Genomic DNA, 19,228 nt, shown 5'->3' with positions numbered 1-19,228 from the left:
TTCAATAGCCATTCCCACATAAATCTGCTTATTATCTCAGACACAACAAAGCCCGCTTGCTACGCAAACGGGCTTTTATATTTATGTCAGGTTTTGACTATTTATTTCACTGATTATTTCTTCGCCGCGGCGCTTAACGCACGGATACGGCTAGACAGTGAGTACAGACGGATGAAGCCGCCAGCGTGGCTTTGGTCGTACACGTCGTCCGCACCGAACGTTGCAAACTCTTCAGAGTATAGGCTGTTTTCAGAACGTTTCTGAGTCGCCGTTGCCTGGCCTTTGTAAAGCTTGATCACCACTTCACCATTCACGTCCTGCGCTAGCTCTTCTGCCGCGGCAAACACTGACTTACGCAGTGGCGTAAACCAACGGCCATCGTACACCAGGTGAGACGCTTTGATGCCCAGCTCTTCACGGAACTCAAACGCGGTTTTGTCCAGAACAAGCTGTTCTACTGCACGCAGCGCTTCCATCATGATGGTGCCCCCCGGAGTTTCGTAACAGCCGCGAGACTTCATGCCCACCAGACGGTTTTCCACGATATCGATACGACCCACACCGTGTTTCACACCTTTCTCGTTCAAAGCAACCAGTGCGTTGTAAGGTGACAGCGCTTGGCCATCAACCGCAACCACTTCACCTTTCTCAACTTTCAGCGTCACGTATTCCGCTTCGTTTGGTGCTTGCTCTGGATCGACTGTCCACGCCCAGCAATCCTCGTTAGGTGCGTTCCAAGTGCTTTCCAGCACGCCACCTTCTGTGGAGATGTGCCATGCGTTCGCGTCACGCGAGTAAATCTTAGTCAGTGAAGCCGCACATGGAATGTTACGCTCTGCGAGGTAATCCAGACACTCTTCACGGCTGACCAGATCCCATTCACGCCAAGGCGCAATCACGTGCAGATCCGGAGCCAGAGCCGCAAAGGCACCTTCGAAACGAACCTGATCGTTACCTTTACCGGTACAACCGTGAGCCAGTGCATCCGCACCCACTTTACGTGCGATTTCAACTTGCGCTTTAGCGATCACCGGACGCGCCATTGAGGTTCCCAATAGGTATTTACCTTCGTAGTAAGCACCGGTTTTCAGCGTTGGGTAGATGTAGTCTTTGACCAACTCTTCTTTCAGATCGACGACGTAACACTCAGAGGCACCTGATGCGATCGCTTTCTCTTCGATGCCGACCAGCTCGTCCGCGCCTTGGCCGACATCGGCCACGAACGCCACGACTTCACAGTCATAGTTTTCTTTCAGCCATGGAATGATGACTGATGTATCCAGACCGCCAGAATATGCGACAACCACTTTGTTTACTTGAACTTTGCTCATTACTTCTCTCCAACTTCCTGGCTCTGCGCTTGGCGGTCAGTGCTCAGGTTTATGTCCATTAATTCGTTTGTTATTTCAATTCGTTTATTCAGGCAGAAACTGCGTGCCGATGCTTTGTCCGGCGAACAGCTTGGCCAGCTTTTCCGGATAGCGCCAGGTCGCCACTTCAATCGGGCGGCCCAGATCTTTGGCCGCTTCCAGCGCTGCTTTGACCTTAACGATCATGCCGTCAGTAATCACTTTGCCGGCAATCAGGGCATCCGCCTGCTTCTCATCCATGCTTGGGATCAGATGACCTTTGCCATCCAACACACCACTCACATCCGACAGCAGCACCAACTCTGCGTCCAGCGCGCCAGCAACGGCAACCGCTGCCTGGTCAGCATTGACGTTCATCATCTGCCCCTCAGCGGTCAGGCCGATTGAGCTGATGATTGGCAGTGCACCCGCCGTCAGCAGCGCTTCAACAATCTTGGCATCGCCCGCTTTCGCCAGGCCCACCGCGCCCAGTTCCGGATCCAGCTCGACCACCTGACACAGGCCGCCGTCAGCCAGACACAGGCCCACCGCATTGAGACCATCTTTGATCGCCTGCCCTTGCAGCATTTTGTTCGCTGTCCCCGCCAATGCTCCGGCAATCACCGGGATCTGGTCATAAGGCGTCACACGTAAACCGTCTTTTTTCACGGTTTTCAGCTGCAGTTTTTCCATCAGTTCGTCCACGAGGTAACCACCGCCGTGTACGATCACAATTCGTCGCTGTGCTTGGGCTTGATACTGGGCGATTGCGCCGAAAAGCTTGCTGAGTGTCTCTGCACACGACAGAGCGGCACCACCTAACTTAATCACCAATGGATTTTGCTTTGTATCCGTCATTTTTAACCCTTACACCAAAGCGGTTAGTTCATCGAAACCGTAGTGAATGTTTAAACACTGCATCGCTTGACTCGATGCACCTTTCAATAAATTGTCTATCGCCGAAACGACGATGATGTGCTCACCCTGCACTTTCCAACCGATATCGCAGAAAGGTGTGAATTCCACATCCTGAATTCTTGGCAGTGTGCTGGTATGCAGACGCACTGCTGGTTTGCCGTGGTATGCCTGCTCAAACGCTTTAGCAACCTGAGCCGCCGTCACACCCGCGGCGAGCTTCATCGTGATGGTGGCCAGAATGCCACGCTTAAAGTTGCCCAGATGCGGAGTAAAAATCACATCGCAATCGAGATGCGTCGCGATTTCAGGCTGGTGACGATGGGTAAACACACCGTAAGGCTGCAGGCTGACTTCGCAAAAGCTGTTGGTCATGCTGGCTTTACGCCCGGCACCGGAAACACCGCTTACCGCATTGATGACTGGCCACTGAGATTTATCCACCAGGCCCGCCACCAGCAGCGGCTTAATCGCCAGTTGCGATGCGGTTGGGTAGCATCCCGCAACTGCGATCAGCTGACTATTAAGAATAGCTTCCTGATTCCACTCGGCCAGTCCGTAAGCCGCTTCAGACAACCAGTCACCATGCTGGTGTTCGAAGCCATAAAACTGTTGATAGAAACCTTCACTTTGCACGCGGTACGCACCTGACAGGTCGAATACCTGACAGTTGTTGGCGAGAAACACTGGCGCTAGGTCATGGCTGACTTCATGCGCGGTCGCAAGAAACACCACGTCCGACGCTTTGGCCACCTGCTCTACATCCAACAGCGCATGGACGGGCATATCCACCAGCCCAGCCAGTTTGCCGTGCAATTGAGCAATCGACTTTCCGGCATCTGCGCTGTTGGCGGAAACGTATAAACCTGATAGCGTGAGCTCTGGGTGTTTGTGAACCATAAGAGCGAGCTCTGCTCCGGTATAACCGCTTGCGCCGATGATGGTGGTTTTTAGCATCTCAAAACATCCAAAAAGAAGGTGAATAACAACATTTAAAACTGACTATTAATTTCAAAAAAGACCACTTTAATCGGTTTTTTATTCATTAAAAGTGATTTAATATGTGTTTTACATTTTCAGCGTTATTCTGTCAATAGTAGGAGCGAAGATAATATGCAATTACCCAGTTTCCTCGAAGTCTATGAAGGCTTGATTTCGACCCCGTCGATTAGCGCCACGGATCCCAAGTGGGACCAAGGTAATGAGCAGGTGATTGCCAAACTGGCAGGCTGGCTGGCCGATCTCGGCTTTAAAGTAGAGATTGATCAGGTTGCGCCGGGTAAACAGAACCTGATCGCCAAAAAGGGCGAAGGTGAAGGCGGCCTGTTACTGGCTGGCCATAGTGATACCGTTCCGTTTGATGAAGGGCGCTGGAACTACAATCCTCATGCGCTCACGCAGGATAACAACCGTTTTTACGGGCTCGGCACCGCCGACATGAAAGGCTTCTTTGCCTTTATTTATGAAGCCGTGAAGAAGGTGGACTGGAGCAAGCAGAGCAAGCCGTTGTATGTGCTGGCGACCTGTGATGAAGAAACTACCATGCTGGGCGCGCGCCACTTCACGCAAAACGCGCCGTTCAAACCGGATTACTGCATCATCGGTGAGCCGACCAGCTTAATACCGATCCACGGCCATAAAGGTCATGTGGCCAACGCCATTCGGGTGACAGGTAAATCGGGCCACTCATCCAACCCGGCACTGGGTGTGAACGCGATTGAGATCATGTACGAAGTGCTGTTTGCGATGATGCAACTGCGCGATAAGTTGGTGAAAGAGTACCATCATCCGGGATTTGAAATTCCTACCCCTACGCTGAACCTTGGCCATATTCACGGCGGCGATGCGCCCAACCGTATCTGTGGCTGCTGTGAACTGCATTACGATGTACGTCCGCTGCCGGGCATCAGTTTGGATGGCTTGGATAATATGCTGCGCGGCGCGCTGAAAGAGGTGCAAGAGAAATGGCCGGGCCGTATCGAACTGGAGCCGCTGCACGAAGCGATTCCAGGTTACGAATGCGCGCACGATCATCCGTTTATTACCGGAGTAAGTGAAATTTGTGGTCATGAACCACAAACCGTTAACTACTGTACGGAAGCACCGTTCTTGCAAGGGCTGTGTCCGACTTTAGTCTTAGGCCCGGGCTCAATCGATCAGGCACATCAGCCGGACGAATTTCTGGCATTTGACTTTATCGATCCGACCATCAATGTGCTGTCCAAAGCCATGGTCAAATACTGCTTTTAAAGTGTGAACAAGCTGTTACGTGGCCCTGAGGCGGTTTTACCCTTCAGGGCTTTTTGTAAGAAAATTTCAACAAAAATGGATATTTATCCTAACAGATGTTCAAAAGATCCAACCGAGAAATAAATGGAATCTTAGTCTGCTGCGTTTGACGGCACTAGACAAATTTCGTTAGATTGTGTACTTAAAGAAAAGAACAATGGATGTAATTTTTTTACAAGGCAGGATGACAATGAACGAAAAATACGCCGCGCTCAAAAGTAACGTGAGCATGCTCGGTCGACTACTGGGTCAGACTATCCAGGATGCGGATGGTGACGTTATTTTAGAGAAAGTGGAGACCATCCGAAAACTTTCTAAATCTGCCCGCGCCGGCAATCAAGCTGACCGCGAGAATCTCATTGAAGAGATTAAAAGCCTGAATAACGATGAGCTGACTCCGGTCGCTCGCGCCTTCAACCAATTCCTGAATCTGACCAATATCGCCGATCAGTACCACACCATTTCGCGTCATTGCGAAGAGCATGTGTGTGAACCGGATGCGGTGCATTCGCTGTTCAGCAAACTGAGCCAGAACGGCATCAGCAAGCTGGATACCGCGCAGGCGGTTCGCGATCTGAATATTGAACTGGTATTGACTGCGCACCCGACGGAAATCACCCGTCGCACCATGATCAACAATCTGGTCAAAATTAACGAATGTCTGTCCAAACTGGAACTGAGCGATCTTTCTTCTAAAGAACGCCTAAAAACTGAGCGTCGTTTAGAACAGTTGATTGCCCAGGGCTGGCATTCTGATGTCATCCGTAAACAGCGTCCAACCCCGCTGGATGAAGCCAAATGGGGCTTCGCTGTGGTTGAGAATTCACTGTGGCAAGCCGTGCCAGAATTTTTGCGTGAACTGAATGAGAGCGTAAAAGAGTATCTGGACGAAGGCCTGCCTATTGATGCCCGCCCAGTGCACTTCTCATCGTGGATGGGCGGTGACCGCGACGGCAACCCGTTTGTCACCCACTCCATCACACGTGAAGTAATGCTCCTGTCGCGCTGGAAAGCCGCGGACCTTTATCTGGGTGACATTAACGAGCTGGTTGCCGAGCTGTCGATGACCAAGTGCAATGATGCGCTGCGCGCGCAGGCTGGTGAAGAAGAACATGAACCGTACCGCGCGGTACTGAAACGCGTTCGTTCCCTGCTTCAGGAAACACTGGAAATTCTGGATGCGAAAATTCACGGCCAGAAGCTGGCAGTGAAAGCACCGCTGCAGAATGTCAGCCAGCTGTGGGACCCTCTGTACGCGTGTTACCAATCCCTGCATGAATGTGGCATGGGCGTGATCGCCGACGGCTCACTACTCGATACCCTGCGCCGCGTCAAAGCGTTCGGTGTTCATCTGGTACGCCTCGACATTCGTCAGGAAAGTACTCGCCACGCCGATGCGCTGTCTGAACTGACTCGTTACCTTGGTATCGGTGATTACAATCAGTGGAGCGAACAGGATAAGATTGCCTTCCTGACCAACGAACTGGCCTCAAAACGTCCGCTGTTGCCGCGTGACTGGGAGCCGTCAGCACCGGTCAAAGAAGTGTTCGACACCTGTAAAATCGTTGCCGCGCAACCGCGTGAGGCGTTTGGCGCTTACGTCATTTCGATGGCGCGCACCGCATCCGACGTGTTGGCGGTTCACCTGCTGCTGCAAGAATCCGGCTGCCCTTACCGTATGGACGTATGTCCGCTGTTTGAAACGCTGGACGACCTCAATAACGCTGAAAAAGTCATTACCCAACTGATGGGGATCGATCTGTACCGTGGCTTCATTCAGAACCATCAGATGGTGATGATTGGCTACTCTGACTCAGCCAAAGATGCCGGTGTCATGGCGGCGGGTTGGGCTCAGTACCACGCGATGGAGTCACTGGTTAAAGTGGCCGAAGAAGCGGGTGTTGAACTGACCCTGTTCCACGGCCGTGGCGGTACCATTGGTCGTGGCGGCGCTCCTGCGCACGCAGCACTGCTGTCTCAGCCACCGAAAAGCCTCAAAGGCGGTCTGCGCGTGACGGAACAGGGTGAGATGATTCGCTTTAAACTCGGTCTACCGGAAGTGGCGGTCAACAGCTTCAGCCTGTACGCCAGTGCAGTGCTGGAAGCGAACCTGCTGCCACCACCAGAGCCAAAACAGGAATGGCGCGATCTGATGAACGTGCTGTCGGAAGTCTCATGCGAAGCTTATCGCGCCGTGGTGCGCGGCGAGCCGGATTTCGTCCCGTACTTCCGTCAGGCCACGCCAGAACTGGAACTGGGCAAATTGCCGCTCGGTTCGCGCCCGGCAAAACGTAACCCGAACGGGGGCGTAGAGAGCCTGCGTGCGATTCCATGGATCTTCTCCTGGAGCCAGAACCGTCTGGTGCTGCCAGCCTGGCTGGGTGCCGGTGAAGCGATTCAATATTCGATCGATAAGGGTCATCAAGCACTGCTGGAAGAGATGTGTCGTGAGTGGCCGTTCTTCTCGACCCGCCTGGGTATGCTAGAGATGGTGTACACCAAATGTAACATGGACATTGCACGTTATTATGATGAGCGTCTGGTGGATGAATCACTGCGTCCACTCGGTCAGCGTCTGCGCGATCAACTGCAAAAAGACATTAAGACGGTGCTCAACGTAGAGAACAATGAGAACCTGATGCAGAGCGATCCGTGGGGCCATGAGTCAATTCGTCTGCGCAACATCTACGTGGAGCCATTGAACATGCTTCAGGCCGAACTGTTGTACCGTACGCGTCAATCTCAGGATGCGGATCCGGAACTGGAAGAAGCGTTGATGGTGACGATTGCGGGTATCGCAGCAGGTATGCGCAATACTGGCTGATTACCAGCATAAAAATCCAATTGTTAACAAAAGATCGCCAAATGGCGGTCTTTTATTTTTTGGGATGATTTTATTGAGAATAATATCAGTTTTTTTATGAAAAACGTCATTGTATTCTACTTTATGCTTATTATTTAGATATACTACTGCTCCTCTGCGACATCTATTCAAACACTACAAGTCGCAGTCCGATATGCAAAGACATATCAATCCTAGGTGATAAACGGCTTTAAAGGTGACAAGGACAGCACTCCGTTGCTGGCAAGACTCAAACCCAGAATCTTAGTGTACCAATAGAAGTATGCACGATGGCTGAGTCTACTGTTAGAAGTTTATTAACCATTTGGATTGAAGACATGTCATTACCACACGTTATCCTTACTGTTCTTAGCACACGCGATGCAACCGGATACGACATCACTAAAGAGTTTTCTGCAAGCATTGGCTATTTCTGGAAAGCCAGCCACCAACAAGTTTACCGCGAACTGAACAAGATGGGTCAGCAAGGCCTGGTAACTTGCGTACTGGAACCTCAGGAAGGCAAACCGGATCGTAAAGTTTATTCGATCACGGACTCTGGCCGCAGTGCTCTGGGCGAATGGTTCGATCAACCAACCGCGCATCCGACAGTAAGGGATGAATTCAGTGCTAAATTGATGGCTTGTGCCGTTCAGCCAGCCGACCCATACCGTGTTCAGCTTGCTGAACTGGTGGAAGAGTCACGCAAACTGGTCGCACATTACAAAGAAATCGAAGCGGCGTACTATGCTAATCCAGCGGTCATGGACAAGCAGCAACGTCTTGAGCGTCTGACTCTGCGCCGCAATCTGCTGGTGCGTCAGGCCTGGATTCAGTGGGCCGAAGAAGTGGTCGCTGAGCTGGACGCCATGGCGTAAACAGAAAAAAGGGATGATGCTCAGCACCATCCCTTTTTTGTTGTCTGTAACCGGCGGATCAAATACCGTCGCCACCGATGAAGGTTTGTGAGCGACCGTTAAAGTTCTGGTCCATATCCAGTGAAGGTTTGTCGGTTTTCGGACGACCGACGATACGCGCAGGTACACCGGCCACAGTGGTGTGCGGCGGAACCGGTTGCAACACCACCGAGCACGAGCCGATTTTCGCCCCTTCGCCAACTTCGATGTTGCCAAGAATTTTCGCCCCGGCACCAATCATCACCCCTTCGCGGATTTTCGGGTGACGGTCGCCGCACTCTTTACCAGTACCACCCAGCGTCACGTCTTGCAGAATAGACACATCGTCTTCCACCACCGCCGTTTCACCGATCACAATACCAGTAGCGTGGTCGAGCATGATGCCGCGGCCAATACGCGCTGCCGGGTGAATATCCACCTGACACGCGACAGAAATCTGGTTTTGCAGGTAGGTCGCCAACGCCTGACGTCCCTGGCGCCATAGCCAGTTAGCCACTCGGTAGCCTTGCAGCGCATGATAGCCTTTAAGATACAGCAGCGGCATCGAATACATGGACACTGCCGGGTCGCGGTTCACTGTCGCACAAATATCACACGCCGCCGCTTCAGTAATTTTAGGATCGGCGGCAAACGCCTCCTCCACCACTTCACGCACAGCCATCGCCGGCATCGACGCGGTATTGAGCTTATTCGCCAGAATATAACTCAGCGCCGCCGACAGGCTTTCATGTTTAATAATGGTCGCATGGTAGAAGCTCGCCAGCATCGGCTCCTGCTCTGACTGCTCGCGGGCCTCATTAATGATGGTCTGCCAGACTTTGTTTTGTGCGCACTGTTTCATTGATCACTCTGCCTCGGGCTTTTCCCGGCATGGCCTCACGCCGGGTCGCTCTTTTAATCCTTCAAAAAATGCCAAGCAGCTTAGAAGCTGTGGTTATCGTTCTGCTTTTTTATCGCGCGCCAGCAGATCTTGTGCTGCCATACGTGCGTCTTTTCCTTGATACAATACTTGATAAATTTGTTCAACTATTGGCATCTCAACACCCATGCGTTGAGCCAGCAGCCACACCTCTTTGGTGTTGCGATAACCTTCCACCACCTGGCCGATTTCCTGCTGTGCCGTATCGACATCTTTACCTTGACCTAAGGCCAGACCAAAGCGGCGGTTACGCGATTGGTTATCGGTACAGGTCAGCACCAAATCACCGAGTCCAGCCATGCCCATAAAGGTTTCCGGCTGCGCGCCGAGTGCTGCGCCCAGGCGAGTCATTTCCGCCAGACCACGGGTAATCAGTGCGGTACGCGCATTGGCACCAAACCCAATACCATCAGACATCCCCGCGCCAATCGCAATCACGTTTTTCACCGCGCCGCCAAGCTGCATACCGATGAAATCGCTGTTGGCATAGACACGGAACGTTTTGCTGCAGTGAATTTTCTCCTGCAACTCTTTGACAAACTGCGCATCCGGTGATGCAACCGAGATAGCGGTTGGCATCCCCATGGCTAACTCTTTAGCAAACGTCGGACCCGATAGCACCGCCAGCGGGTGCGATTCGCCCAACACTTCGTGAGCCACGTCCTGCAGGAGGCGTCCGGTTTCCGGTTCCAGACCTTTGGTTGCCCAGCAGATACGAGTGTCTTCACGCAGGTAAGGTTGCAGATTCTTAAGCACAATCGCAAACACATGGCTCGGTACAACCACCAGCAGATCGCGGCTCGCTTGCACCGCTTTTTGCAGATCAGACTCAATGATCAGCGACGGTGGAAAATCGATACCCGGCAGAAACTCGTGGTTCGCCCGATCAGCTTGCAGCTGCGCCATATGCTCGGGATCGTGTCCCCACAGCACGACATTCGCGCCATTACGAGCCAGAGAGATGGCCAGTGACGTACCGTACGAACCCGCGCCAATGACGGTCATTGAAATCGCTTTACCGTAGGCATTGTTTGTGTGTGAATCGGTCATTGTTCCGCCTGATGGATAACAGTTGTTCTAATTCTATACCCAAAACACCTTGGCATGCAGACGCAGCTTGGTATTTCTCCGGGGGTAAAAACAAAAATGCACATCGCACCATGCTAGGAAGATGCGCTGTGCATTAGCGTTGCCCCTCAACGCCTATGGTGAAGAGAGGCATGCAGTGAGAAGCGGCAGCTTATGCTTGCGCTTCTTCACCTTGTGCAGCTTGTTGTTGCAGGTAGTTCATGAACAGAGCGTCAAAGTTCACTGGCGCCAGGTTCAGTTGTGGGAACGTACCTTTCACAACCAGGCTAGCAATAGTTTCGCGCGCGTATGGGAACAGGATATTCGGGCAGAATGCACCTAGGCAATGTGCCAGTTGGCCAGCTTCCATTTGGTCTGCAGTAAAGATACCCGCTTGTTGTACTTCACACAGGAATGCGTTTTCTTCTGCGTTTTTCACGGTCACAGTCAGACGTAGCACCACTTCGTATACACCGTCGCCCAGTTCACGGCTTTGCGTGTCCAGATCCAGTTTCACATCTGGGTTCCACTCTTTTTGGAACATCGTTGGCGAGTTTGGTGCTTCAAAAGATACATCTTTCAGGTAGATGCGTTGAATTGCGAAGTTTTGTTGTGGAGCTTGTTGTTGTGCTGCTTCAGCCATGATTTTGTCCTTAATACAGAGAATTTCGAGTCATTGTCCTGAGACTAACCGAGAGCAGGCGGGATCACTAGAGGGGAAACCCAATCCGTGCCAAGCATCACAACTCTTGGTTTCAGGCGCCGACATTTTATTCAGCGCCTGTTACAGAACGTTCGTGACCGATTATTTTTTGCCACGAACCAGAGGTAGATTCGCTTCGTTCCAAGCTACCAGACCATTTTTCAGCAGGTTGACGTTTGCAAAGCCTGCTTTCGCCAGCAGCTCAGCACTTTCACGCGCTGTCTGACCAGTTTTGCATACTACGATGATTGGGTCAGATTTGTGGCTTTCAAGGGCAGCCAGGTTACCGGCTTTGATGTCCGACGGTAAAATGTGAACTGCGTCGGTAATGTGACCACGTTTGTAATCTTCTTTGGTGCGAATATCCACCACCACACCGTTTTCACGGTTCATCAGGTGCGTCACCTGAGAAGCGGTCACTTCTTTGTAAGCAGCCGTTGATGATTTATAGATGCTGACGATCAACGCCACCAAAATACCTACCCAGGCCAGTGATAGGATCATGTTCTGTTGGAAAAACTGAATGTATTCTTGCATATCCTGCGCTCTTGCAATGGTGGATCAAAACAGCCAAAGAGTATAACGAGGTTGCCAGCCTGACGCGAGCGCTTACCGCGCAGAATCGCTGACTTAGGCCACGAAAATGATCCTCGTCAGGCTGCCAACTGGCCAACCGTCTTCATTCGGGGTCAGCCAGTTTGTCTGTGTTACGCACGTGGAAACGGAAACGCGGTAACTGTATCAATATGATCTTCACCCAGCGCCAGCATGATTAAACGGTCGATACCCAGCGCCACACCAGCACACTCGGGCAACCCGGCTTCCAGCGCGGCAATCAGATGATAGTCAATCGGTTGTGGCGTAAGCCCCATTTCGATGCGTTTGGCATTGTCGGCTTCAAAGCGCGCCAGCTGTTCGCGAGGGTTATCCAGTTCGTGGAAACCGTTCGCCAGTTCAATACCTTTGAAGTAGACCTCGAAGCGATCCGCCACACGCGCATCGTTCGGGTTAATTTTCGCCAGCGCCGCTTGCGAGGCCGGGAAATCATACACAAATGCCGGCACGTGCTGACCAATCTTCGCTTCAATACCCATGCTAAACAGTAATTGCAGCAATGTATCGCGATCCTGTTCCGGCTCGGCGATATCGCTCAGCCCCAGCGTTGCCGCGGCCTGCTTGAGCTCGGTCATGCAGCCTTCCAGCGGGCACACGCCCAGCACATCAAGAAAGGCCTGCTGGTAGGTCATGCGTTCGGCGGGGCCGGTTTGCAACGTCATTTGCAACAGCGCATCCATCTCATCCATCAGATCGTGATGGTCGAACCCGACTCGATACCACTCCAGCATGGTGAATTCAGGGTTGTGGTAGCGGCCGTTTTCTTCATTACGGAACGCTTTCCCCATCTGATAAATCGAACCACTGCCGGCAGCCAGCAAGCGCTTCATGTGAAATTCCGGGCTGGTCATCAAGTGCAGCTTACGTCCGTCGGCGTAACCCGGGCCGACAAATTCGGTCTGAAAAGTATGCAGATGCACATCGGTCACGGTGGCATGACTCATCGCTGGTGTATCCACTTCCAGCACATCACGCTCAGCAAAAAACTGACGAATGCTACGCAGCAGCGTGGCACGTTGTTTGAGTTGCTCAATTGATGCGGTCGGCATCCATTCTGACTTGCTCATATTCGGTCTTCACATAATCACAGAGGAGGCCGATTTTACTCTGAAGTAGAAAAAATCCAAACCCGTGCGTGATCGAAATCACACAAAGAGGAATAAGTATGCTCGCACTTGCATTACCGAAGCAAAAGCCCAACAGAATCAATTTTTTCAGCCTACTCCTCTTCTACACTAGCCCTACCACTTTGGTACAAGTGGAAAGTAGCGAGTACCGAGAAGAAGCTTCCCTTCATATCGAACAAGCTGCGAATAATAATCAGGGACCGTTGTCTGGTCCCAATAAAAAACTCACTACACTGGAGGATAACTGTGCAAACTATCACCACAGATATCGCAGTCATCGGCGCCGGCGGCGCTGGTCTTCGTACTGCTATTGCAGCGGCTGAAGCAAACCCGAACTTGGAAGTCGCGCTTATTTCCAAAGTTTATCCAATGCGCTCTCATACGGTCGCTGCAGAAGGTGGCTCCGCAGCAGTTATCAAGGAAGAAGACAGCCTGGACAACCACTTCAACGATACCGTTGGCGGTGGCGACTGGCTGTGTGAACAGGATGTTGTTGAATATTTCGTTGCGAACTCGACACGCGAAATGATCCAAATGGAGCAATGGGGTTGCCCTTGGAGCCGTAAAGAAAACGGCGAGGTCAACGTGCGCCGTTTTGGTGGGATGAAGGTCGAACGTACTTGGTTCGCGGCCGATAAAACCGGTTTCCACATGCTGCACACCCTGTTCCAGACTTCAATGAAGTACCCTCAAATCAAACGCTTTGACGAATACTTTGTGGTTGACCTACTGGTGGTTGACGGCGAAGTGCAGGGTCTGATCGCCATTCACATGTCAGAAGGTGAACTGGTGACCATCAAAGCGAAATCTGTCGTGCTGGCGACTGGCGGTGCAGGCCGTGTTTATCACTGCAACACCAACGGTGGCATCGTAACCGGAGACGGCATGGCGATGGCTTATCGCCACGGCGTTCCACTGCGTGACATGGAATTCGTGCAATACCACCCAACGGGTCTGCCAGGCACTGGTATCCTGATGACCGAAGGTTGTCGTGGTGAAGGCGGTATTATCGTCAACAAAAACGGCTACCGTTACCTGCAAGATTACGGTATGGGACCGGAAACACCGGTTGGGCAGCCAAAGAACAAATACATGGAACTGGGTCCACGCGACAAAGTTTCTCAAGCGTTCTGGCATGAGCAGCAAAAAGGCAACACCATCAAACACCCACTGGGTGATGTGGTGCACCTCGACCTGCGTCATCTGGGCGAAGAATATCTGCAAGAACGTCTGCCATTCATTTGTGAACTGGCGAAAGCGTACGTCAACGTCGATCCGGCGAAAGAGCCAATTCCAATTCGTCCGACCGTGCACTACACCATGGGTGGTATCGAAACCAACGGCGAATGTGAAACGCGTATTCAGGGTCTGTTCGCGGTAGGCGAATGTGCATCGGTCGGTCTGCACGGTGCAAACCGTCTCGGTTCTAACTCGCTGGCTGAATTCGTGGTGTTTGGTCGCGTCGCGGGTGAACACGCCGTGAAACGCGCAGAAGCCTTCCAAGGCTGGAATGACAGCGCCATCGACGAGCAAGTGAAAGCGGTTGAAGCACGCATCCAGGCACTGCTGAACCAAGAAGGCGACGAAAACTGGGCTGACATCCGTACTGAAATGGGCCATACCATGGAAGCGGGTTGTGGTATCTACCGTCAGGAAGATCTGATGGAAGAGACCATTAAGAAATTGGCTGAACTGAAAGAGCGCTACAAGCACATCAGCATTAAAGACAAAGGTAAAGTGTTCAACACTGACCTGCTGTACGCCATCGAAGTCGGTTACGGCCTGGAAGTCGCGGAAACGATGGTTCACTCTGCGCTGCTGCGTAAAGAATCCCGTGGCGCGCACCAACGTCTCGACGATGGCTGCACAGAGCGTGACGATGTGAACTTCCTGAAACACTCGCTGGCGTTCTACCAAAACGGTGATGCACCGAAGATCGATTACAGCGCGGTCACCATCACAAAATCTCAGCCAAAAGCACGTCTATACGGTGAAGCGGCAGAGAAAGCCGCAGCGGCCGAAGCAGAGAAGAGCGTAGAGGAGCAGAAATAATGTCAGCGAACCGCATTCAAAAAGTGGAAATCCTGCGCTACGACCCGGCAAAAGATGCAGAACCACATCTACAAGGGTTTGAAGTTCCGTTTGATGAAACCATGTCGGTACTGGACGCGATCGGTTATGTGAAAGACCATCTGGATAAAGATCTGTCTTACCGCTGGTCTTGTCGTATGGCGATCTGTGGTTCATGCGGCATCATGGTCAACGGCGTGCCAAAGCTGGCATGTAAGAGCTTTTTGCGTGACTACCCAGACGGCGTGAAAATCGAGCCACTGGCGAACTTCCCGATCGAGAAAGACCTGATTGTTGACATGACCCCGTTCATCGAGCGTCTGGAAGCCATCAAACCTTACATCATCGGTAACGATCGTAAACCGGAAGACGGCACCAACCTGCAAACGCCGGAGCAGATGGCGAAATACAAACAGTTCGCTGGTTGTATCAACTGCGGTCTATGCTACGCAGCCTGTCCTCAGTTCGGTCTGAACCCAGAGTTCATCGGCCCTGCGGCTCTGACACTGGCTCATCGTTACAACCTCGACAGCCGTGACAACGGTAAAGCCGAGCGTATGAAGCTGATCAACGGCGAAAACGGTGCCTGGGGCTGTACGTTTGTCGGTTACTGCTCTGAAGTGTGTCCAAAACACGTTGACCCAGCAGCTGCGGTAAACCAAGGCAAAGTGGAGTCTTCCATGGACTTCGTCATTGCAATGCTGAAACCACAGGAGGCCTGAGGATGAGTAATCGTAAACCTTATGTTCGTGAAGTGAAACGTACCTGGTGGAAAGATCATCCGTTCTACCGCTTCTACATGGTGCGTGAAGCGACCGTACTGCCGCTCATCCTGTTTACCCTGTTCCTGACCGTCGGTCTGGGTGCATTGGTGAAAGGGCCTGAAGCGTGGGATAGCTGGCTGGCCTTCATGGCGAACCCAATCGTCATCGCGATCAACATCGTTGCGCTGGCAGGCAGCCTGTTCCATGCGCAAACCTTCTTCAGCATGATGCCGCAGGTGGTGCCAATTCGCCTCAACGGCAAGTTGCTGGACAAGAAAATCATCGTACTGACTCAGTGGGCAGCGGTAGCTTTCATCTCACTGATTGTTCTCTTCGTGGTGTAAGGAGCCTATTGTGATTAATACCAATCCAAAACGTTCAGACGAACCCGTATGGTGGGGCCTGTTTGGTGCCGGTGGTACTTGGTTTGCCATGATCACGCCAGTGACCATTCTGGTGTTGGGTATCCTTGCGCCGCTCGGCATCATTGATGCTGAAGCGATGAGCTACGAACGTGTGTCTGGCTTTGTCACCAGCATCATCGGCGCGCTGTTTGTGATCGGCACATTGGCGCTACCGATGTGGCATGCGATGCACCGCGTGCACCACGGCATGCATGACCTGAAATTCCACACTGGAGTGGCAGGTAAAATCGCGTGTTACGGCTTTGCGGGCATCATTTCAGCGCTGGCTGTTGTGTTTATCTTCATGATCTAACACGCTGTAAAAACGCAAAAGGCAGGTATCTCACCTGCCTTTTTTTGTGCTCAATTCCTTTTCAGGCAACAAAAAACCAGCGCTAAGCGCTGGTTTTTTTATCAAGCGTTAACTTACTTCACGCGGCTTACGTATTCGCCGCTGCGAGTGTCAACTTTGATCACTTCACCGATTTGGATGAACAGTGGAACACGCACAACTGCACCAGTTGATAGTGTTGCTGGTTTACCACCTGTACCCTGAGTATCGCCTTTCAGGCCTGGGTCAGTTTCAGTGATTTCCAGTTCCACGAAGTTTGGTGGCGTGACTGAAATTGGGTTACCGTTCCACAGAGTCAGCGTACACGTGTTGTTCTCTACCAACCATTTTGCGTTTTCGCCAACCGCTTTCATGTCAGCTGGGATCTGCTCGAACGTTTCGTTGTTCATGAAGTGATAGAACTCACCGTCGTTGTACAGGTAGTCCAGGTCGATATCCATGACGTCGGCAACTTCAACAGTGTCACCAGACTTGAATGTTTTTTCCAGAACTTTACCAGAAAGCAGTTTACGGATTCGTACGCGGTTGAACGCCTGACCTTTGCCCGGTTTTACATACTCGTTTTCGAGAATGACACACGGCTCATTATCAAGCATAATTTTAAGACCGCCTTTAAATTCATTCGTGCTAACAGTAGCCATTATTTCCTCTTACATTCTTCGAGTTAAAGTTAATGCCGCACATCATAACCCGAAAAGTCGATTCTGTTGAGCAAAACTGGATCCAACAGCTCGCGAATGGGATCTCCGATCCTGCTCAATTACTTCAGCAGCTCGGCATCGATCCTCAGCCATGGCAAAACGGCTTTGACGCGCGCAAATTGTTTGCGCAGCGGGTGCCGCAAAGTTTTGTCGATCGGATGGAAAAAGGCAATCCGTACGATCCGCTGTTGCGTCAGGTACTGCCGCTCAGTGAAGAGTTTGAGGTCCATCCGGGCTACTCCGAAGACCCGCTCGAAGAGCAGAACAACACCGTACCTGGTTTGTTGCATAAGTATCGCAACCGCGCGCTGATGATCGTCAAAGGTGGTTGTGCGATTAACTGTCGTTACTGTTTTCGGCGTCACTTTCCCTACGCCGACAACAAAGGCAGCAAAGCGGTATGGCAGCAAAGCCTGGATTACATTGCTTCGCAACCAGAGCTCAATGAAGTCATCCTTTCCGGTGGCGATCCGCTGATGGCCAAAGATCAGGAACTGAGCTGGCTGATTGAGCGTATCGGCGCCATCAGCCACATCAAACGCCTGCGCATTCACTCGCGCCTGCCCGTGGTGATTCCGGCCCGAGTGACCGATGAACTGGTAGAACTGCTGGCGAATACCCGCCTTCAGGTGGTACTGGTGACGCACATCAACCACGCCAACGAAATCAATCTCGAACTCAAACAGCAGATGGCACGCCTGCGTGCGGTCAATGTTACCCTGCTGAATCAAGGCGTGATGCTCAAAGGTGTGAATGATAGCGTTGCAGCGCAAGTGGCGCTGAGTGAAACCCTGTTTGATGCCGGCATTCTGCCTTACTACATGCACGTGTTGGATAAAGTGCAGGGCGCGGCCCATTTCTACATCAGCGATGCAGACGCCAAAGCCATCATGAGCGGGCTGCTGGAACGCGTCTCCGGTTATCTAGTACCAACCTTAACGCGTGAGATTGGCGGCCGTAAGAGTAAAACCCCTCTCGATCTTCACCTTGAGTAACAAGTAACCGTTATCCACACCACTAAAAGCTTTTATTCGCTTCGGATTCTGATTGCGCGCATACTGCGCGTTTTTGTTCCTCAGTACGTTTAAGGCCATTATGTTTTCGTTGGATACTGTTTTTGATTTTGGCCCGTTCAGTTGGCCAGCGCTGATGTGCTGCGCGATTAACGGTTTGCTGATTGGCATTGAGCGCCAAACGCGCGGCAAGCCCGTCGGCATTCGAACCTCGATTCTGATTATTTCCGGAACCTATCTGTTTATGGCAATGGCGGTATCGCTCTCCCCCAACACGCTCGATCAGGCGCGCGTATTGGGCCAGATCATTACCGGCGTCGGCTTTCTTGGTGCGGGCGTGATGATGACTCAGGATGGCAAGATTCACGGTGTGACGTCCGCGGCAGTGATCTGGGTGTTGGCCGCGCTCGGGCTGATGATTGGTTTGGGGTATCAGTTGCAATCGGTGGTGATTACCCTATTGGTGCTGTGCGTGTTGTACGGGGTGGATAAGGTCGAAAATACCTTTCAGGGTCTGCGCCGCGGCGTACATCAGCGTTTTCGCCGCCGCCATTAAACTCCCTAGAAATAAAAAAGCGTTGCTCACAGGCAACGCTTTTTTCATTCAACCAACGCTTATTTCGCGAAGTTGATGATCGGGAAACATTTGAAGAAACCGTTGTCGGCGCAGTTGATCAGGCCAACCTGCACCCCTTCAATCTTCGACGTTTTGTTAAAGATACCGACCTGCACGGTTGAGGTGTCAGAGAAGTTCGCTGCACCTACATCCACCATGGTGTTGCCTTCTGAGTAGTTCACAAAGCTGACGTTTGCCCCTTTCACATCATTGGTGATGTTGACCGCACCGACGTTCGCACCCACCGTTTTACCGGTGTTCCAGTTAAACAGACCCAGTGACGCACCAGTCATTTCTTGGTTGATTTTGTGCGCGCCGAAAATACCCAGGTTCACACCTGTGGTGGTTTGCGTTTCTGACATACCGATGATGGCTAAGTCCAGGCCTTTGACCTGATCCACATTGCCGTACAGTGCCGCCACGCGCACACCCGCAACCGCGTTATCATCCGGGGCATTAAAGTTGTTGATTGAAGAGAACATGACCGGCGTTGATGCCATCGCAGAAGTTGAAGCCAGAGCGGCAGCCACTGCCAGCGCTGAAACGATCTTTTTCATACTAACC

The 19,228-nt window shown here is 52.0% G+C and carries 19 protein-coding genes; 9 read left to right on the top strand and 10 right to left on the bottom strand.

Annotated elements, in window-relative coordinates; genetic code table 11:
- Positions 1–113: 113 nt before the first annotated feature.
- From LGV68_RS15655 to argC, 3 genes are all read right to left on the bottom strand, one after another.
- Positions 114–1,331, bottom strand: coding sequence for an argininosuccinate synthase (locus LGV68_RS15655; protein WP_158129943.1), 1,218 nt, complete (start codon positions 1,329–1,331; stop codon positions 114–116).
- Between the two features lie 84 nt (positions 1,332–1,415).
- Positions 1,416–2,207 carry an acetylglutamate kinase gene (gene argB, locus LGV68_RS15650; protein WP_020429303.1) on the bottom strand — a complete coding sequence of 264 codons (792 nt, stop codon included), beginning with the start codon at positions 2,205–2,207 and terminating at the stop codon, positions 1,416–1,418.
- A 9-nt stretch (positions 2,208–2,216) separates the two neighbouring features.
- Positions 2,217–3,221 (bottom strand): N-acetyl-gamma-glutamyl-phosphate reductase, encoded by a 1,005-nt coding sequence (gene argC / locus LGV68_RS15645; RefSeq protein ID WP_032081689.1) that lies wholly within the window; start codon positions 3,219–3,221, stop codon positions 2,217–2,219.
- A 156-nt stretch (positions 3,222–3,377) separates the two neighbouring features.
- Between argC and argE the strand changes: the two genes are divergently transcribed.
- The 3 genes from argE (at position 3,378) to LGV68_RS15630 (ending at position 8,273) form a co-directional block, all read left to right on the top strand.
- Positions 3,378–4,514 (top strand): acetylornithine deacetylase, encoded by a 1,137-nt coding sequence (gene argE, locus LGV68_RS15640; RefSeq protein ID WP_252535653.1) that lies wholly within the window; start codon positions 3,378–3,380, stop codon positions 4,512–4,514.
- A 229-nt stretch (positions 4,515–4,743) separates the two neighbouring features.
- Positions 4,744–7,377 (top strand): phosphoenolpyruvate carboxylase, encoded by a 2,634-nt coding sequence (gene ppc, locus LGV68_RS15635; protein WP_252535652.1) that lies wholly within the window; start codon positions 4,744–4,746, stop codon positions 7,375–7,377.
- A gap of 356 nt (positions 7,378–7,733) precedes the next feature.
- On the top strand, positions 7,734–8,273 hold the full coding sequence (locus tag LGV68_RS15630; protein WP_020429311.1) for a PadR family transcriptional regulator: 540 nt from the start codon (positions 7,734–7,736) through the stop codon (positions 8,271–8,273).
- Between the two features lie 58 nt (positions 8,274–8,331).
- On the opposite strand, the gene cysE is transcribed toward LGV68_RS15630, so the two are convergent.
- The 5 genes from cysE to epmA all read right to left on the bottom strand — a co-directional run bounded on the left by cysE (position 8,332) and on the right by epmA (position 12,684).
- Positions 8,332–9,153, bottom strand: coding sequence for a serine O-acetyltransferase (cysE, locus tag LGV68_RS15625; RefSeq protein ID WP_020329428.1), 822 nt, complete (start codon positions 9,151–9,153; stop codon positions 8,332–8,334).
- Positions 9,154–9,246: 93 nt separating this feature from the next.
- Positions 9,247–10,281 carry an NAD(P)H-dependent glycerol-3-phosphate dehydrogenase gene (gene gpsA, locus LGV68_RS15620; protein ID WP_024373665.1) on the bottom strand — a complete coding sequence of 345 codons (1,035 nt, stop codon included), beginning with the start codon at positions 10,279–10,281 and terminating at the stop codon, positions 9,247–9,249.
- Positions 10,282–10,471: 190 nt separating this feature from the next.
- Positions 10,472–10,942, bottom strand: coding sequence for a protein-export chaperone SecB (secB, locus tag LGV68_RS15615; RefSeq protein WP_020329425.1), 471 nt, complete (start codon positions 10,940–10,942; stop codon positions 10,472–10,474).
- A gap of 162 nt (positions 10,943–11,104) precedes the next feature.
- Positions 11,105–11,539: a rhodanese-like domain-containing protein gene (locus tag LGV68_RS15610; protein ID WP_020329424.1), complete on the bottom strand. Its 435-nt coding sequence runs from the start codon at positions 11,537–11,539 to the stop codon at positions 11,105–11,107.
- 170 nt (positions 11,540–11,709) lie between these two features.
- Positions 11,710–12,684: an elongation factor P--(R)-beta-lysine ligase gene (gene epmA, locus LGV68_RS15605; protein WP_154183954.1), complete on the bottom strand. Its 975-nt coding sequence runs from the start codon at positions 12,682–12,684 to the stop codon at positions 11,710–11,712.
- Between the two features lie 306 nt (positions 12,685–12,990).
- Here epmA and frdA point away from each other — a divergent pair, with 306 nt between their 5' ends.
- Genes frdA through frdD form a run of 4 tightly spaced genes read left to right on the top strand, consistent with a single transcriptional unit; the run spans position 12,991 to position 16,295 of the window.
- The gene (gene frdA / locus LGV68_RS15600) at positions 12,991–14,796 is read left to right on the top strand and encodes a fumarate reductase (quinol) flavoprotein subunit (RefSeq protein ID WP_020329420.1); all 1,806 of its coding nucleotides are present in this window, start codon (positions 12,991–12,993) and stop codon (positions 14,794–14,796) included.
- The gene (locus LGV68_RS15595) at positions 14,796–15,536 is read left to right on the top strand and encodes a succinate dehydrogenase/fumarate reductase iron-sulfur subunit (protein WP_020329419.1); all 741 of its coding nucleotides are present in this window, start codon (positions 14,796–14,798) and stop codon (positions 15,534–15,536) included. The genes frdA and LGV68_RS15595 overlap by 1 nt, the downstream gene beginning before the upstream one ends.
- Positions 15,537–15,538: 2 nt before the next feature.
- Complete coding sequence (gene frdC / locus LGV68_RS15590; protein ID WP_020329418.1) at positions 15,539–15,922, top strand: fumarate reductase subunit FrdC; 384 nt, start codon at positions 15,539–15,541, stop codon at positions 15,920–15,922.
- A 10-nt stretch (positions 15,923–15,932) separates the two neighbouring features.
- Complete coding sequence (gene frdD, locus LGV68_RS15585; RefSeq protein ID WP_020329417.1) at positions 15,933–16,295, top strand: fumarate reductase subunit FrdD; 363 nt, start codon at positions 15,933–15,935, stop codon at positions 16,293–16,295.
- Between the two features lie 113 nt (positions 16,296–16,408).
- Here the strand turns inward: frdD and efp are convergent, their stop codons facing one another.
- Complete coding sequence (gene efp / locus LGV68_RS15580; protein ID WP_020329416.1) at positions 16,409–16,975, bottom strand: elongation factor P; 567 nt, start codon at positions 16,973–16,975, stop codon at positions 16,409–16,411.
- Positions 16,976–17,007: 32 nt separating this feature from the next.
- On the opposite strand from efp, the gene epmB reads away from it, so the two are divergent.
- Complete coding sequence (gene epmB / locus LGV68_RS15575; RefSeq protein WP_020329415.1) at positions 17,008–18,030, top strand: EF-P beta-lysylation protein EpmB; 1,023 nt, start codon at positions 17,008–17,010, stop codon at positions 18,028–18,030.
- A 100-nt stretch (positions 18,031–18,130) separates the two neighbouring features.
- Positions 18,131–18,604, top strand: a complete 474-nt coding sequence (locus LGV68_RS15570; RefSeq protein ID WP_020329414.1) for an MgtC/SapB family protein — start codon at positions 18,131–18,133, stop codon at positions 18,602–18,604.
- A gap of 59 nt (positions 18,605–18,663) precedes the next feature.
- Here the strand turns inward: LGV68_RS15570 and LGV68_RS15565 are convergent, their stop codons facing one another.
- Positions 18,664–19,221 carry a hypothetical protein gene (locus tag LGV68_RS15565; RefSeq protein WP_020329413.1) on the bottom strand — a complete coding sequence of 186 codons (558 nt, stop codon included), beginning with the start codon at positions 19,219–19,221 and terminating at the stop codon, positions 18,664–18,666.
- Positions 19,222–19,228 lie beyond the last annotated feature (7 nt).

The sequence above is a fragment of the Vibrio sp. LQ2 genome, assembly GCF_023920125.1.
Lineage (GTDB): Bacteria > Pseudomonadota > Gammaproteobacteria > Enterobacterales > Vibrionaceae > Vibrio > Vibrio fluvialis.
This window is presented reverse-complemented; position numbering and strand designations above follow the sequence as displayed.